General features: G+C 70.7%; 11 protein-coding genes. 6 read left to right on the forward strand and 5 right to left on the reverse strand.

The window, feature by feature from the left end; translation table 11 throughout:
- Nucleotides 1-60 precede the first annotated feature (60 nt).
- A complete protein-coding gene (locus ACPPVT_RS02515; protein ID WP_426565142.1) occupies nt 61-4,011 on the forward strand; it encodes an Ig-like domain-containing protein in 3,951 nt (1,316 codons plus the stop codon).
- A gap of 7 nt (nt 4,012-4,018) precedes the next feature.
- On the opposite strand, the gene ACPPVT_RS02520 is transcribed toward ACPPVT_RS02515, so the two are convergent.
- Genes ACPPVT_RS02520 through ACPPVT_RS02530 form a run of 3 tightly spaced genes read right to left on the reverse strand, consistent with a single transcriptional unit; the run spans nt 4,019 to nt 7,014 of the window.
- Nucleotides 4,019-4,990 (reverse strand): acetylxylan esterase, encoded by a 972-nt coding sequence (locus tag ACPPVT_RS02520; protein ID WP_426565144.1) that lies wholly within the window; start codon nt 4,988-4,990, stop codon nt 4,019-4,021.
- A gap of 15 nt (nt 4,991-5,005) precedes the next feature.
- Nucleotides 5,006-6,013: a LacI family DNA-binding transcriptional regulator gene (locus tag ACPPVT_RS02525; RefSeq protein WP_426565146.1), complete on the reverse strand. Its 1,008-nt coding sequence runs from the start codon at nt 6,011-6,013 to the stop codon at nt 5,006-5,008.
- Entirely contained in the window at nt 6,010-7,014 is a 1,005-nt protein-coding gene (locus tag ACPPVT_RS02530; protein ID WP_426565148.1) for a LacI family DNA-binding transcriptional regulator, read from the reverse strand. The genes ACPPVT_RS02525 and ACPPVT_RS02530 overlap by 4 nt, the downstream gene beginning before the upstream one ends.
- Before the next feature lie 176 nt (nt 7,015-7,190).
- Here ACPPVT_RS02530 and ACPPVT_RS02535 point away from each other — a divergent pair, with 176 nt between their 5' ends.
- From ACPPVT_RS02535 to ACPPVT_RS02555, 5 genes are all read left to right on the forward strand, one after another.
- Nucleotides 7,191-8,480, forward strand: coding sequence for an ABC transporter substrate-binding protein (locus ACPPVT_RS02535; protein WP_426565150.1), 1,290 nt, complete (start codon nt 7,191-7,193; stop codon nt 8,478-8,480).
- Nucleotides 8,481-8,489: 9 nt separating this feature from the next.
- Nucleotides 8,490-9,509, forward strand: coding sequence for a carbohydrate ABC transporter permease (locus ACPPVT_RS02540; protein WP_426565152.1), 1,020 nt, complete (start codon nt 8,490-8,492; stop codon nt 9,507-9,509).
- Nucleotides 9,506-10,381 carry a carbohydrate ABC transporter permease gene (locus ACPPVT_RS02545; protein WP_426565154.1) on the forward strand — a complete coding sequence of 292 codons (876 nt, stop codon included), beginning with the start codon at nt 9,506-9,508 and terminating at the stop codon, nt 10,379-10,381. Before ACPPVT_RS02540 ends, ACPPVT_RS02545 begins: the two co-directional genes overlap by 4 nt.
- A gap of 64 nt (nt 10,382-10,445) precedes the next feature.
- The gene (locus ACPPVT_RS02550) at nt 10,446-12,869 is read left to right on the forward strand and encodes a beta-glucosidase (protein ID WP_426565156.1); all 2,424 of its coding nucleotides are present in this window, start codon (nt 10,446-10,448) and stop codon (nt 12,867-12,869) included.
- The gene (locus ACPPVT_RS02555) at nt 12,866-14,437 is read left to right on the forward strand and encodes a family 43 glycosylhydrolase (protein WP_426565158.1); all 1,572 of its coding nucleotides are present in this window, start codon (nt 12,866-12,868) and stop codon (nt 14,435-14,437) included. Before ACPPVT_RS02550 ends, ACPPVT_RS02555 begins: the two co-directional genes overlap by 4 nt.
- 16 nt (nt 14,438-14,453) lie before the next feature.
- Here the strand turns inward: ACPPVT_RS02555 and ACPPVT_RS02560 are convergent, their stop codons facing one another.
- Together ACPPVT_RS02560 and ACPPVT_RS02565 are read right to left on the reverse strand one after the other, a co-directional pair.
- Complete coding sequence (locus ACPPVT_RS02560) at nt 14,454-15,536, reverse strand: ScyD/ScyE family protein (protein ID WP_426565160.1); 1,083 nt, start codon at nt 15,534-15,536, stop codon at nt 14,454-14,456.
- A gap of 208 nt (nt 15,537-15,744) precedes the next feature.
- Nucleotides 15,745-16,110 (reverse strand): nuclear transport factor 2 family protein, encoded by a 366-nt coding sequence (locus tag ACPPVT_RS02565; RefSeq protein ID WP_426565162.1) that lies wholly within the window; start codon nt 16,108-16,110, stop codon nt 15,745-15,747.
- Nucleotides 16,111-16,148: the final 38 nt, after the last annotated feature.

Raw genomic sequence — 16,148 nt, forward strand, 5'->3', positions numbered from 1 at the left:
CGGGGCGGCGGCCGTCCTCCGCGAGACAGGAACCGCTCCCGACGGGCAGACTCGTCGGTGATGCGCCGGATGCTGGGCGCGGCCACGGCCGCCCTGCTCGGGCTCGCGACGGTCATGGGGGCCGCGAGCCTTGACCTGGTGCGCGCTTCGCCCGCCGCCGCCGCCCCGCCGAGCTCCTACGACGAGGCCTGCCAGCACCCGAACGTGCAGATCGACGGCACCGTCACGACCCCGCTCGACGTCCCGGCCAACACCGTCGTCCTGATCACCTCCACCGGCAACTTCAGTGGCGGCGTGAACAGCTTCCCCTCCGGCGCGATCCTGTGCGTCGCACCAGGCGGGCAGCTGAACCCGCAGTGGGCCAACGGGATTGCCGGCGCGGTGTATAACCGCGGCGCCACCACGGCACCGTCGGTCGGGGTGGGCAACGGGTTCCTGTTCGTCAACGAGGGGACCATCCGGTTCCTCGCTGACGCCAACGTGACCGGCTCGGCCGAGCTGCGCAACCTGCCCTCCGGCACGGTGACGTTCGTCAACACCATGAACGCCGGCGGCGGCGCCCTGATCACCAACCAGGGCTCGCTGATACTGCAGGCCGGCGGCAACCTGAACTCCGGCTCGATGATCAACAACTCCGGCACGATCACCTCGAACGGCACGCTGTCGGTCAACGCGAACCTGTCCAACAGTGGCGTCACCACGATCACCGGCGGCCTGAACCTGAACGGCTCGGCCCGACTGGACAACGTGTGCGTGCTGACCACGACGGGACGGCTGGAGAACTCCAGCCAGAACTCCGCCAACTCCGGGCTGCTGCGGGTCGGCGGCAGCTCCGGATCGGCCGGCACCGGCGGCGAGGTGTTCAACAACAACGCCCGCTACCAGCAGAGCAGCACCGGCGTGACCATCGGGCTGGACCTCACCAACAACAACACGGTGACCGGGTTCGGGCAGTACCTGTTCGCTGGCAAGACCTTGACGCAGAACACCTTCGTCGGCGAGTCGTCGGCCTCACCCATCGTGCTGGACGACCAGACCAGGACCGGTCCGATCTTCGACCAGGCGTCCGGCAGCGTCGCCAACGTCGTTGCCGGGCACGTCGACGACCCCGGGAACGCCCCCATCTACCCAGGCTGCTCGGACGACGTCCGCCCGGCCAGCGCGGACGTCGTGGCCACCAAGACCGGGCCTGCCACCCTCGACGCCGGCAGCACGGCGACGTACACGGTGACCGTCCGGAACGTGGGTCCGTCCACTGCTCGGGCGGTCGTCGCTCGGGACGACGTGACCGGACCGCTGAGCAACCTCGGCTCGCCGGACGGCACGGTGAGCGGCTCCCGGGTGACCTGGTCGCTGGGCGACCTCACGGCCGGCGCCTCCCGCACGCTGACCGTCACCGGCACCGCCGGGCCGAGCGGCACGATCCTGGACGGCGTGTCGTCGACGTCCTCGACCCCCGACCCGAACCCGACCAACAACGACGGCAGCCAGCCCAGCGCGAAGGTCGTCACCGCGATCGTGCCGGCGCCACCGATCAACACGCTGCCGGACGTGCCCGACGTTCAGGTGGTGACCCGCGCGACCTTCCCGGTGTCCGGGACCATCGGCGCGCTGGACCCCGACCCCGGGCAGGTCGTGGCCGTCACGCTGGCCACGGCGGCGCTGCACGGCACAGCGGAGGTCCTGCCGTCCGGGGAGTTCACCTACCTCCCGACCGGTGAGTTCACCGGCATCGACACGTTCGTCGTGCGCGGCTGCGACAACGGCTCACCGTCGCTGTGCGACACCGGAACCGTGACCGTCGTCATCTACCCGGTGGCCGGCGACGTGGCGGTCAGCACGTTGCGTGACCAGCCGGTGAACATCGCGGCGACCCTGAACGACCTCGGCGACAACACCCTGCCCAAGGTGGTCACGGCGCCGCAGCACGGCAAGCTCAAGGGGCCGGACCCGGACGGCAGCTTCGTCTACACCCCGGCCGCCGGCTACGTCGGCACGGACTCCTTCAGGTACCGGGTGTGCGCCCCCGGCGCGCCGCTGGTCTGCGACATCGCGCACGTCACGATCAACGTCTTCGCGCCACCGAACCGACCGCCCTTCGTCGGTCCGCTCACGCTGCAGACCACCACGGGCACAGCGGTGAGCGGTCTGCTGACGGCCAGCGACCCGGACATCGGCCAGACCGTCGCGTTCACCCGCGTCGTGCAGCCACCGCAGCACGGCGCCGCGAGCGTCGTGGCGGGCGGGACCACCACGTACACGCCGACCGGGGCGTTCACCGGCACCGACCGGTACACCGTCGAGGCCTGCGACGACGGCACGCCTGCGCGCTGTGCGGAGGGCTCCGTGACCGTCACGGTCCTGCCGGTGCTCTCGCCCGACCTGGCGTTGATGCAGTCGGGCGGCTCGGTCGAGATCACGGTCAGCGACAACGACGAGGGGGACGTGGACCCGCCGACGCTGGTCGCCGGCTCCGGCCCGGACCACGGGACCGCGGTCGCCGTCGCCGGGCAGCCCGGCGACTTCCGGTACACCCCGGACGCGGACTTCGTCGGAACGGACACCTTCGACTACCAGGCGTGCAGCTCGGACGGCACGGCGTGCGCGACCGCCACGGTCACGATCATCGTGTTCCAGGGCGTTACGCCCGAGCCGCCGCTGGTGGTGCTGGACCTGCACCTGAGCACCGTCGTCGACGTCCCGGTCCAGGGTCACATCGCCAGCACCGAGCCCGCGACGGACCTGACGTTCACGGTCCAGGTCCCCGCCGGCCACGGCGCGCTAGAGGTCTCGGACGGGCTGGTCACCTACACCCCGAGCAACAACTACGCCGGCCGGGACGCGGCGGTCGTGCACGTCTGCCGGACGGCGACACCGAACGTCTGCTCGGACTCCCAGGTGACGATGCAGGTCCTTCCGGTCGCCGCAGACGACGAGTCCGACCTGGTCGCCGGTGGCGGCGCGCTCATCGACGTGCGGGCCAACGACCGCGGCACTGTCACCAAGCCGAGCATCGTGACCGGCCCGGCCAACGGGACGGCCTCGGTGAACGCCGACGGAGCGGTCGGCTACGCGCCGACCGGGACGTTCACCGGGCACGACCAGCTCAGCTACCAGGTCTGCGCCCCCACCCCGGACGACGACCTGTGCGCCGACGCCACCGTGCACCTTCGGGTGTACCCGAAGGCGGAGGGCGACCTGTCCGCGACACTGGCGAAGGTCCCGGTCCAGGTCGACGTGTCCGACAACGACTTCGGAGACACCGGGCCGCCGCAGGTCGTCGTCCCACCGGCGCACGGCACCGTGACCGCGGCGGCGGCCGCCCCCGCTGCCGGCGGTGGCTCCCTCGTCTACAAACCCACCGGGACGTTCACCGGCTACGACACCTTCACCTACCAGGTCTGCAGCGCCGGCGGGCCGGCCGGACCGCGGGACGGCTCGCCGCTGTGCGCGAGCGCCGCGGTCACCATCGCCGTCTCACCGCTGACCCGGGCGGACAGCGCGACCACCACCGAGCAGACCGCGGTGCTGATCGACGTCAAGGCGAACGACGTCGGGGACGCCGGCCAGCCGATCCTGTTGTCGCAGGCCGGAACCGGAGCGCCCGCACAGTTCATCGGCGGCCTCGGTGCAGCCCCGTCGTTCGGAACCGCCGAGGTGCTCTCGGACGGTCGGATCCGGTACACGCCACGGGCCGGCTTCACCGGCACCGACGCGTTCAGCTACGTCCGCTGCTCGCTGAAGGCCGTGGCGCTGTGCAGCGTGGCCGAGGTCAGCGTGCTGGTGCTGCCGGCCGAGACCCCGACACCCACCCCGACGCCGACGGACGGTGGCGGCGGCAGTACGCCGACGTCCACTGGCGGTGGCGGTTCGTCGCCGAGCACCGGCGGGTCGGCCAGCGGTCTGCCGCGCACCGGTGGCATCGCAGCGGGTGCGGTGCTGCTGGGGCTGCTGCTGGTCGGCGCCGGGACGGCGGCTCGCCGGGCCGGGCGGCGCGAGCACCGGCACTGAGCGCCCGCTAGAGCGACCGCGCGAACGCCAGCTTCGCCTTCAGGTGGACGACGCCGCCACCCTCGTGACCGTTGTAGGAGTACACCTCGATGCGCTTCGGGCCGCGGTAGTGGTTGTAGGCCGCGAACACCGTGGACGGCGGGGTGATCTCGTCGGCCAGCCCGACGGAGAACAACGACGGGACGTCGACCCGCTTCGCGTGGTTGACCACATCGACGTACGCGAGCGTGCCGAACACCGCCTCGACCCGGTCCGGATGGACCTTCAGGTATTCCGCGACCTCCGCGTACGGGTGCGAGTCCGTCACCTCGGTGCCCCGCCGGATGTGCGACAGGAACGGGACATCGGGCAGGCAGGCGGCCACCGCCACCGGACCGGACGCCGCCAGGTGCGCAGCGGCCAGCGCGAGCGCGCCGCCCTGGCTGCCGCCGGTGGTCAGCACCCGTCGTCCGGCCAGCTGCGCGAGCGTGCCGGCCACCTCGACCGCGCGGGCGGCGTCCACGAAAGCCCTGGTGTAGTAGAGGTTCTGCGGAGAGCCGATGCCCCGGGTCAGGAAGCCGCGGGTGCTGGGCGAGCCGTCGTCGCTCGGGTCGGCTGTGTCCGCGCTGCGCCAGCCGCCGCCCTGCCCGCGCAGGTCGACGACCAGGTGTGGGTGCCCGGCGGCCGACCAGGTCAGCCACTCCAGCGGGTCGCCGCGCCCGCCCTGGTACCCGACGAACTCGACCACCGTGGCCGCGCCCGGCGCAGCTGCCCGCGGCAGCAGCAGCCACGCCTTGACCGGGTCGCCGCCGTAGCCGGCGAAGGTCACGTCGAAGACCTGGACGCCGACCAGCGAGGTGTCCACCGGCACGGCGGCCACGGCGAGGTCGCGCGAGCGCGCGTGGTCCAGCTGGCGACGCCAGAAGTCCTCGAAGTCGGCGGGTTCGGCCACCTCCGGCCGGTAGTCGCGCAGCTGTTCCAGAGGCAGGTCGAACAGCAAGCCGGCTCCTCTCGCTCAGCCGAGCTCGGTGGTGGACCTGCGCCGCACCAGCTCGGTGGGCAGGGTCAGGTGGGTGGACTCGAGCGGCCGTTCGCCGATCAGCTCGAGCAGCATGTGCACCGCCTGGAAGCCCATCTCCTGGATCGGCTGGTCGATCGTGGTCAGCGTCGGCTCGCACATGGCCGACTCGGGGATGTTGTCGAAACCCACCACGGACAGGTCGGCCGGCACGCTCAGCCCGAGCGAGTGCGCGACCGCGATGGTCTGGATCGCCGACAGGTCGTTGGCCGCGAACACCGCGGTCGGCCGCTCCGGGCCCTCGAGCAGCGCGTGCGCAGCCAGGTCGGCGGTCTCCGTCTCGTACTCGGCGGCGCGGACCAGCCGCTCGTCGACCGGGATGCCGGCGGCGGCCATCGCCTGGCGGAAGCCCGTCTCGCGCAGCTGCGCCGACTCCAGGTCCGCGCGGCCGGCCAAGAACGCGATCCGGCTGTGCCCCAACGAGATCAGGTGCTCGGTGGCCAGCACGGCGCCGTGCAGGTTGTCCGACACGATGGTCGGCATGTCCGGGTGGCCGGTGTGCGGGTCGACGGCCACCACCGGAGCGCTGTAGCCGACGTCCACCACGGTTGGGGTGACCAGCACGGCGCCGTCGATCAGGGTGCCGCTGAGCCGGTTGAGGTAGCGCCGTTCCCAGCCGGGCTGCTCGCGGCCGGCGCCGCCGGCGGAGTAGGCGACCAGCTCGTAGCCGGACGACCGGACCGCCCGCGCGGCGCCCTTGAGCAGCTCGGTGCTGAACGGCTCGAAGTCGGCGACCAGGATGCCGATCACCCCGGTCCGGCGGCTGCGCAGCGTCCGGGCGACCAGGCTCGACTCGTAGCCGAGGTCGTCGATGACCCGCTGCACGCGCTCGAACGTGCTGGCGGCCACGCCGTACCGGCTGTTGATCACCTTGGACACGGTGGCCACGGACACGCCGGCGGCCGAGGCCACGTCGTGGATGGTCACGCGTCGTGCTGAGCTCACGATCGGGACTCTAACGCGCGCGCAGTGGAACCACGGCGGACCAGCGAGACAGGCAGCTGGACGTGCGTCTGCTCGGGCGCCATCTCGTCCATCAGGTCCACCAGCAGGCCGATCGCCGTGGCGGCCAGCTGCTGGATCGGCTGGTGGACCGTGGTCAGTCCGGGCGTCGTGACCGCGGCCTCCGGGATGTCGTCGAACCCGACGACGGACAGGTCGGTGGGCACGGTCAGGCCCAGCTCGCGGGCCACGTCCATCGTGCCCATCGCCGACAGGTCGTTGGCCGCGAACACGGCGGTCGGACGGCTGCGATGGCTCAGCAGCTCGGTGGCCGGCGCACGCGCCGCCTCGCGGCGGTAGTCGCCGACCCGGACGAGGTCGGGGTCGACCTCCAGACCGCCGTCGGCCATCGCCTGCCGGAAGCCCGCCTCGCGCGCCCTGGACGACTCCAGGTCCGGGCGGCCGGCCAGGAAACCGATCCGCCGGTGCCCCAGCTCGATCAGGTGCCGGGTCGCGAGCATCGCGCCGGTGAGGTTGTCCGACGACACGGACGGCAGATCCACCGGCCCGGTGTGCGGGTCGATCGTGACCAGCGGGACACCGGCGTCGGCGTCCACCACCGAAGGCGTGACCAGGACCGCGCCGCCGATCAGCGCGCCGAGCCGGGACAGGTACCGCCGCTCCCAGCCGGCGCCGCCGCCCCGGCTGGCCGCGGTGTAGGCGAGCAGTTCGTAGTCCGTGTCGGTCAGTGCCGTGGCGGCGCCCTTGAGGATCTCCGCGCTGAACGGCTCGAAACCCGCGACCAGGATGCCGATCACGTGGGTTCGCCGCGTCCGCAGGCTGCGGGCGACCAGGCTGCGTTCGAAGCCGAGCTCGCTGACGGCCTGCTGCACCCGCAGCCGCGTGCTGCCGGCGATGCCGTCCCGGCCGTTGATCACCTTGGAAACGGTCGAGACGGACACGCCGGCCGCTGCCGCGACGTCCACGATCGTCACTCGACCCATGCCGGAAGACTAAACTTCGAAAACGTTATCGACAACGATTGACATTCCTGCATGATGCCTGCAAAAGTTCCTCCCGATCCGCCCATCCCTCCCTGGCGTCGGGCCCGTCAGGTCCCCTGGTCCCCGGCCCGCGGTCGACCCAGACCATGTGCAGCTCAACGAAGAGGACACATCCCATGAAGGCTAGGAAGCTCCTGGCGGTCTCGGCCGCTGTGATGATCACTGCGGGGCTGGCTGCCTGCGGCAGTGGCGACGACAACTCAGAGTCCAGCGGCGACAAGACGCTGACCTTCTGGCACAACTCGACCACCGGTGAGGGCAAGGCGTACTGGGAGCAGACGGTCGCCGACTTCGAGAAGGCGAACCCGGGCGTCAAGGTCACCGTCCAGGCCATCCAGAACGAGGACATGGACGGCAAGCTGCAGACCGCCCTGAACTCCGGCGACGCACCGGACGTGTTCATGGCCCGTGGCGGCGGCAAGCTGGCGGACGTCGTCGCGGCCGGTCAGGTGATGGACCTGTCCTCCAGCATCGACCCGGCCGTCAAGTCGGCGGTCAGCGACGGCACCTTCCAGGCGCTGACCGTCGACGGCAAGACCTACGGGATGCCGACCTCGATCCTTCCCGGCGGCATCTACTACAGCAAGGACCTGTTCAAGCAGGCCGGCATCACCGACCTGCCCAAGTCGATCGACGACCTGAACGCAGCGGTCACCAAGCTCAAGGCCGCAGGCATCCAGCCGATCGCGGTGGGCGCCAAGGACGCGTGGCCGGCCGCGCACTGGTTCTACTTCTTCGCCCTGCGCGAGTGCTCGCAGGACGCCCTGAACAAGGCGGCCGAGACCCGCAAGTTCGAGGACCCGTGCTGGACGAAGGCGGGCGAGGACCTGCAGAAGCTGGCCGGCACGCAGCCCTTCAACAAGGGCTTCCTGACCACCTCCGCCCAGCAGGGCGCGGGGTCGTCCGCCGGCCTCGTGGCGAACCACAAGGCCGCCATGGAGCTGATGGGTGCCTGGGACCCGGGCGTGATCGCGTCCCTGACCAAGGACACGAAGCCGCTGGCCGACCTGGGCTGGTTCCCGTTCCCGTCGATCAACGGGGGTCAGGGTGACGGCACCGCGATGATGGGTGGTGTCGACGGTTTCTCCTGCTTCGCCAAGGCCCCGAAGAAGCTGTGCACCGACTTCCTCAACTTCTTCATGCAGAAGAAATACCAGGAGGGCTACGCCAACGCCTTCCACACGATCCCGGCCAGCAAGGACGCCCAGGGCGTCGTGACCGAGCCGGCGCTGAAGGACAACCTGGCGGCCATCAACGCCGCGCCGTACGTCTCGGTGTGGCTGGACACCCTCTACGGGCAGAACGTGGGCAACGCGCTGAACACCGGCGTCGTCGACATGCTGGCCGGCAAGGGCGACCCTGCGGCCATCGTCAAGGGCGTGAACGACGCGGCAGCCCGGGGCTAGTCCCGGACCATGAGCGACTCCTCAGGCGAGAGGTCCCAGGCCATGACGGTGTCGCCGGTGGCGGCGGGGGACGGTGCCGATCTGGCACCGCCCCCCGTGCGCCGGCCGCGGCGGGCCGGACAGCGTGACTGGCGCAAGCGGCTGGAGATCACCATCCTGGCCGGCCCGGCCATCGTGGTGTTCAGCGCGTTCGTGCTGGTGCCGGTGGTGCTGGGCGGCTACTACGGGTTCTTCAAGTGGAAGGGCTTCGGCCCACCCACGATCTTCGTCGGCCTCGACAACTACGTCATCATCCTCAAGGACGCTGCGTTCCACGCCGCCTTGGAGCACAACGCGTTCATCCTGGTGCTTTCGCTCGTGATCCAGGGTCCGGTCGCGATCGGCCTGGCGCTGCTGCTCAACCAGAAGATCCGCGGGCGCTCGATCATCCGGGTGCTCATCTTCGTGCCGTACGTCATCTCCGAGGTCATCGCGGCCACCGGCTGGACCCTGATGCTGGCGACCAACGGTGCGGTCAACGACCTGCTGACCAAGATCGGGCTGTCCAGCTGGAGCGTCGACTGGCTCTCCAACCCCAAGGTGGCCATCTGGTCCCTGATGCTCATCATCTCGTGGAAGTACATCGGGTTCGCCGTCATTCTCTTCCTGGCCGGGCTGCAGGGCATCCCCGGGGAGCTGTTCGAGGCGGCCGCCATCGACGGTGCCACGTACTGGCAGACCCAGCGGCGTATCACGCTGCCGCTGCTCGGCCCGACGATCCGGATCTGGGCATTCCTGTCGATCATCGGCTCGCTGCAGCTGTTCGACCTCGTCTACATCATCTGGGGCCAGTACGTGGCCTCCACGGCCGGCACCTCGACGATGGCGACCTACATGGTCAGCACCGGACGCAATGCCGGCAACTACGGCTACGGCAGCGCGGTCGCCGTGGTGATGTTCATGATCTCGCTGGTCATCGCCCTGATCTACCAGCGGTTCGTGCTTCGGCGTGACACCGATGGTGCCCTCACGGAAGGACGGAAGCGATGACGGCCACGACCCTGCGAGCCCCCCGGGACGCCTCGAGGCGGCGCAGCGGCTCAGGCATCGGGCGTGGCGGCCCGGTCACCTACCTCGTCGCGGTGGTGTTCGTCGGGGCCTGCATCGGTCCCGTGCTGTACATCATCCTGGGGGGGTTCCGGACCAACGCCCAGATCACCGTGGACCCCTCGGGTCTGCCGAACCCTTGGCAGCTGAACAACTACCTCGACGTGCTCAAGAGCAGCGTGTTCTGGCGGCAGGCGGCCAACTCGGTGATCGTTGCAGTGTTCACCACCCTCGGGGTCGTCGTGCTCGGCGTGATGGCGAGCTTCGTGATCGCGCGCTACCAGTTCGTCGGCCGGACGGCGATGTACGCGTTCTTCGCCGCCGGACTGATGTTCCCGATGACGGTAGCCATCACCCCGCTGTACATCATGATCAGGAACCTTGGTCTCACCGACAGCCTGGCGGGCGTGATCCTGCCGCAGATCGCCTTCGGCCTACCGGCCACGATCATCATCCTGGTGCCGTTCCTGCGCGCTATTCCCAAGGAGCTGGAGGAGGCGGCTGCCATCGACGGTGCCAGCCGGCTCGCCTTCTTCTTCCGGATGGTGGTGCCGCTGTCGGTGCCCGGCCTGGTGACGGTGGGCATCCTGGCCTTCATCGCCAGCTGGAACAGCTACCTGCTCCCGCTGTTCCTGCTGAACAACGAGTCGTCCTACACCCTGCCGCTCGGCGTCCAGTCGTTCGCCTCGCAGTACTCGGTGGACACCGCCAAGGTGCTCGCGTTCACGTCCCTGTCGATGATCCCGGCGCTGGTGTTCTTCTCGCTGTTCGAGCGCCGGATCGTCGGTGGTCTCACCGGCGCGGTCAAGGGGTAACGCCATCACGACCCGACGCCCACCCGCCACGGACCACCGCGACTACCGAGAAGGAGCAGCTCTCGTGCTCGACGCCGTTCCCGCTACACCTGAGGTCTCCCAGCGGGTGCGCGCGCTGCACCAGCAGATGACCCTCGAGGAGAAGCTGGCCCAGCTCGTCGGCTACTGGCTGGACCAGAACGGCACCGTGGCGCCGATGCAGTCCGAGATGACCTCCGGTCAGCGCGATCCCGGCACCCTGGCGGAGGTCACCCGGCACGGCCTCGGCCACTTCACCCGGGTCTACGGCACGCGGCCGGTGGACCCGGTCGAGCGAGCCGCCTGGCTGTGGGGCGAGCAGCGCCGGCTCAAGCGTGAGACGCGGCTCGCCATCCCCGCCCTCGTGCACGAGGAGTGCCTGAGCGGTCTGGCGGTCTGGCAGGCCACCACGTACCCGACCCCGCTGGCCTGGGGTGCCTCGTTCGACCCGGACCTGGTGCAGGAGGCCGGCTGCGCGGTCGGTGCCTCGATGCGGGACCTGGGCATCCACCAGGGGCTGGCGCCGGTGCTGGACGTGGTGCGCGACCCGCGCTGGGGCCGTGTCGACGAGTGCATCGGCGAGGACCCGTACCTGGTCGGCACGGTCGGGACGGCGTACGTGCGCGGCCTGCAGGAGGCCGGCGTGCACGCCACGCTCAAGCACTTCGTGGGCTACTCGGGATCGCGGTCCGGGCGCAACCACGCGCCGCTGGCCGCCGGACCGCGTGAGGTGGCCGACGTGTTCCTGCCGCCGTTCGAGATGGCGATCCGGGACGGCGGGGCCAAGTCGGTGATGAACTCCTACACCGACCTGGACGGCGTGCCGATGGCTTCGAGCGCCGAGTACCTCACCGACCTGCTGCGCGGGCAGTGGGGCTTCGACGGCGTCGTGGTCGCCGACTACTTCGCGGTCGCCTTCCTCGAGGTCATGCACGGCATCGCCGCGGACCGTGGCGAGGCCGCCGCCCTCGCCCTCGCCGCCGGGATCGACATCGAGCTGCCGAACGGCGACGCCTACCTGCAACCGCTGGCAGAGCGGGTTCGTGCCGGCCAGCTCCCCGAGGCGTACGTCGACCGGGCGGTGCTGCGCGCGCTGAAGCAGAAGGAGGAGCTCGGCCTGCTGGACCCGGAGGCGTTCGAGGACGAGCCGCCGACCGCGGTGGACCTGGACTCCCCGCGCCACCGCGAGCTGGCCCGCCGGCTCGCCGAGGAGTCGGTGGTGCTGCTGTCGAACGACGGCGTGCTGCCGCTGAACCGGTGGGCGGCGGCACCGGCCCGGGTTGCCGTCATCGGTCCGAACGCGGCCCGACCCGAGGCCCTGATGGGCTGCTACTCGTTCGTGAACCACGTGCTGGCGCACCACCCCGAGTTCCCCTTCGGCTTCCGGATCCCGTCCGTGCTCGAGGCGTTCGGCGAGGCGTTCACCGGCGCCGGACTGCCCCGGCCGGAGCTGGTGTTCGAGCAGGGCTGCGACGTCGCGGGGGAGGACACCTCGAGGTTCGCCGCCGCGGTCGCTGCTGTCCAGGACGCGGACGTCGCGGTCGTCGTCGTCGGCGACCAGGCGGGGCTATTCGGCCGAGGAACCGTCGGCGAGGGCAACGACTGCGAGTCGCTCGACCTGCCGGGCGTGCAGCGCCAGCTCGTCGAGCAGCTGCTGGCCACCGGCACGCCGGTGGTCATGGTGATGGTGACCGGCCGCCCGTACGCGATCGGCTGGGCGCTGGACGGCGCCAATGCCAGACCGGCCGCCGTGCTGCAGGCGTTCTTCCCCGGCGCCGGCGGCGGGTCGGCGATCGCGGACGTCGTCACCGGCCGGGTGAACCCCTCCGGCCGGCTGCCGGTGTCGATGCCGCGAGCGGCGGGGGCGCAGCCCTACTCCTACCTGCACTCCGTGCTGGGCGGGCCGTCGGACGTGACGACGAGCGACCCGACGCCGGTGCGGCCGTTCGGGTTCGGGCTGTCGTACACGACCTTCGCCTACTCCGATCTCGCGGTCGACCCCACGGTGGCCTCGGACGGCGCGTTCACCGCCGAGGTGACCGTGACCAACGTCGGTACGACGGGGGGCTGCGACGTCGTCCAGCTGTACGGCCACGACGTCCAGGGCACGATCGCGCGGCCGGTGGTGCAGCTGCTGGGCTACGCGCGGGTCGAGCTGGACCCCGGTCAGTCCGGCCGGGTGACGTTCTCGGTTCCCACCACCAGGTTCGCGTTCACCGACCGCCGGATGGTCAAGGTGGTCGAGCCGGGTGAGGTCCAGGTGTGGGTCGGCTCGCATGCAGCGGCCTCGGGCGCAGCCGGCAGCACCGGGGACACCACGAGCGGCGCGATCTCGAACACCAAGGTGGCGGTCAGGCGCGTGCACGAGGGCAGCTCGACGCCGCGGGCCTGCCTGACCATCACCGGCCGGGTGCACGAGGTGACTGGCGCGGACCCGCGGCTGGTCGGGGTCAAGGTGGCCCCCTGGTGACCGTGGTGCGCAACCCGGTGCTGGCCGGCTGCCATCCCGACCCAACGATCTGCCGGGTCGGCTCGACGTACTACCTGGTGACCTCGACCTTCGAGTACTTCCCCGGTCTGCCGGTGTTCCGCAGCGAGGATCTCGTGCACTGGCAGCAGATCGGTCACGTCGTCGACCGCGACGGCCAGCTGGACTTCGACGGCATCGCGTCCTCAGGTGGGCTGTACGCACCGACGTTGCGACACCACGACGGCACGTTCTGGTTGGTCTGCACCCTGGTCGACCAGCAGGACCCAGCCCGTGGCGGCAACTTCGTGATGACGGCGACCGACCCGGCCGGCCCGTGGTCCGACCCGGTCTGGCTCGCCGTCGACGGCATCGACCCTTCGCTCTTCTTCGACGACGACGGCCGGATCTGGCTGCACGGCACCCGACCGGCCAGCCGGCCCGAGTGGCACGACCAGACCGAGGTCTGGGTACGCGAGCTCGACCGCGCGACCTGGCAGCTGACCGGACCCGAGCACGTCGTGTGGAGCGGTGCCGTGCGCGGCGCGGTCTGGGCCGAGGGACCGCACCTGTACAAGGTCGACGGCACCTACTATCTGCTGGCCGCCGAGGGGGGCACCGAGTTCCATCACGCGGTGTCGGTCGCGCGGGCGGACTCGGTGACCGGCCCCTACTGCGGCAACAGGTCAAACCCGGTGCTCACCCACCGGCACCTCGGCCGCGGCTCGGACGTCGTCGGCGTCGGGCACGCCGACCTGGTCCAGGCGCCGGACGGTAGCTGGTGGGCCGTTCTGCTCGGGATGCGGCCGTACGGCGGGTACCACTACAACCTCGGGCGCGAGACCTTCCTGGTGCCGGTCGCCTGGGAGGACGGCTGGCCCGTCTTCGCGCCGGGCGTGGGCCGGGTGACCACCGAGGTCGAGGTGCCCTTCGCGGTCGAGCCAGCGCCCGGACCCGTTGCGGCACACCGCACCGGCTCCGCCGTCGTCCGGCCGGACGACCTGCGCTGGACGTCGTTGCGCGGGCCGGCCGCCGACTTCGCGACCCCGCACAGCGATGGCTGGGAGCTGGGGATGCGGCCGACCACGCTCGCCGAGCCGCGCACCCCGGCCTTCCTCGGCGTCCGCCAGCAGCACCTGGACGTCGAGGTGCAGGCGACCGTGCTGGCGGACCTCGCCCCGGGCGAGGAGACAGGGCTAGCGGTTCGCCAGTCCGAGGCCGACCACGTGCGACTGTTCGTCACCGGCGGCGAGGACGCGCCGGGACGTCGAGTCGTCGTGGTGCACCGCCGAAGGGGCCTCGACACCGTCCTCGGTGAGCACCGCGTTCGGGGCGGAGCCGGCGAGCCGGTGACGCTCGCGGTGTGGGCCAGCGGCCAGGAGTACTCGCTCCTGGCCGCTGGCCCTGGCGAACCGCTGACGGTGCTCGGCACCGTCGACGGACGCACCCTGGACTCCGTTGCCACCGGCGGGTTCCTCGGCCTGTGGATCGGTGTCTACGCCAGCAGCAACGGCCGGCCGACGTCGACCACGGTCCAGGTGGAAGGCTTCGAGTACCGGCCGGCTCCCTGAGCGCCAGAGGGTCCGGTCAGGAGCCGATCCGCACGATCGACCCGGGCTCGCCGGTCGGGTTCCCCATCTCGTCCGTCGGCGCGATGGTGGACGCGTACAACTTCCCGCCGCCCATTTGCACCGCGAGCGCGTTCCGCAGCGCGACGTACGGCTTCGCGACACCGTGCGAAATCGTGGAGATCTGCCCCGCGAACAGCTCGGCCACGTAGACCTTGCCGTGCGAGTCCACGGTCAGGTTGGTGGCACCCAGGAACCCGGTCGCCAGCCGGTGCACCCGCCCGGTCGACGGGTTCACGGTGTAGACGCTGCCGCGCGCACCGAGCACGGGACCCTCCGGGCCGCCTGGCAACGTGGTCACGTAGAGCAGCCCGTCCGGGCCTAGCTCGACGTCGGTCGGCACCGCCTCGAAGTTGTAGGTGACGCCCACGACGCACTTGGTCAGCCCGAGGTCGGCGGCCTGCTGGGCGGTGACCTTCAGCGGCTGCCGGGGGAGCACTGCGATCAGCGAGACCTTGCCGGTGCCGCCGTCCACCCGCACCACGTCGTTTCCGCCGGCGTCCGCGACCGCCCAGTCGCCGTGGCCGAGGCTGTCGACCGCGTACGGGTGGGAGTCGACCGCGCCCTTCATGGTCGCCCCACCGAGCGGCGCGAATGCCCGCTTGACGCAACGACTCGGGTGGTCCACGCCGTAGGTGACGTGCTGGTCGGGGTTCTTCTTGGCCTCGAAGCGGGACAGGTCGGCGATCGTCGTCCGCCCGTTGCGCTCGATCGTCAGGGACGTGCTGGAGTGGTCCTCGTTCGCCGTCGTGTAGGCGATGCCGCCGTCCGGCCCGACCGCGACACCACTGGTCTCGAACCCGTCGGGTGCATGGGCTACCGGTGACAGCGCTCCGCCATCGAGCTTGGACACTGCGCCGGTGCCACCGTCGGCGACGTACAGGCCGCCGCGGTAGTCCAGCTGGAACGGAGCAGACACGTCGTTCGTCAGCACGGTGACCGAGGGTTGGTGCGGCGCAGCGGAGGCGGCGCCGGGCGTGAACACGAAGAGGGCAGCCGAGGCCGCGACGGTGGTGCCGATCAGGAGTGTGCGCCTTGCCATGGAGTCTCCCCAGAACCTTGGACAAAGTGAGGACCGGGAGCCGGGTCGGCTTCCGGTCCTCACCGAGGTTGCCAGGCGATCTTGGACATGAGAAGACTTCTTGCCCAACCGGTACGCATCGCTACGAATGACTGCGGAACGTGTCCACCAAAGCCGGACAAGTGTTGCGAATCAATGGTTCTGGCAACTTCGCCGATCGGGCTTGCGGTCACCCGTCCCAGGCCTGCAGGGCGATCTGCCGCGAGATCTTGCCGTCACGCAGGCTGGCGATGGTGGCGCACAGCACCTTCGTGCCGTCCGGGTAGGTGCAGTACTCGGTGAACGCCAGTGCGTCCGAGGTGACCACGAGGTCTCGCACCTCGTGGGTCATGTCCCGCGCGCACACCTCGGTGAGCTGCTCGGTGATGGCCGCCGCCCCGCGCAGCACCTGCGGGTCCGACGGCGGGTGGTCGCGGTCCACCGAGGTGAAGGTCGCGTCGTCGGTATACCAGGCGGCAACCGCGGCGCTGTCGCGCTGCTCGATCCCGTTGACCAGGGTGCTGACGTCGGGCGTGGTTCCGGTGATGGTGCTCATGATCGTGTCTCCTTTGTCTCGCAACGTGTCTGTCGATG

The organism is Angustibacter sp. McL0619 (assembly GCF_049994355.1).
GTDB lineage: Bacteria > Actinomycetota > Actinomycetes > Actinomycetales > Angustibacteraceae > Angustibacter.

Coding starts and splice junctions, on each gene's coding strand:
- ACPPVT_RS02530 (WP_426565148.1), bottom strand. CDS start 7,014: ATGGGTCGAGTGACGATCGTGGACGTCGCGGCAGCGGCCGGCGTGTCC.
- ACPPVT_RS02535 (WP_426565150.1), top strand. CDS start 7,191: ATGAAGGCTAGGAAGCTCCTGGCGGTCTCGGCCGCTGTGATGATCACT.
- ACPPVT_RS02515 (WP_426565142.1), top strand. CDS start 61: ATGCGCCGGATGCTGGGCGCGGCCACGGCCGCCCTGCTCGGGCTCGCG.
- ACPPVT_RS02545 (WP_426565154.1), top strand. CDS start 9,506: ATGACGGCCACGACCCTGCGAGCCCCCCGGGACGCCTCGAGGCGGCGC.
- ACPPVT_RS02540 (WP_426565152.1), top strand. CDS start 8,490: ATGAGCGACTCCTCAGGCGAGAGGTCCCAGGCCATGACGGTGTCGCCG.
- ACPPVT_RS02565 (WP_426565162.1), bottom strand. CDS start 16,110: ATGAGCACCATCACCGGAACCACGCCCGACGTCAGCACCCTGGTCAAC.
- ACPPVT_RS02560 (WP_426565160.1), bottom strand. CDS start 15,536: ATGGCAAGGCGCACACTCCTGATCGGCACCACCGTCGCGGCCTCGGCT.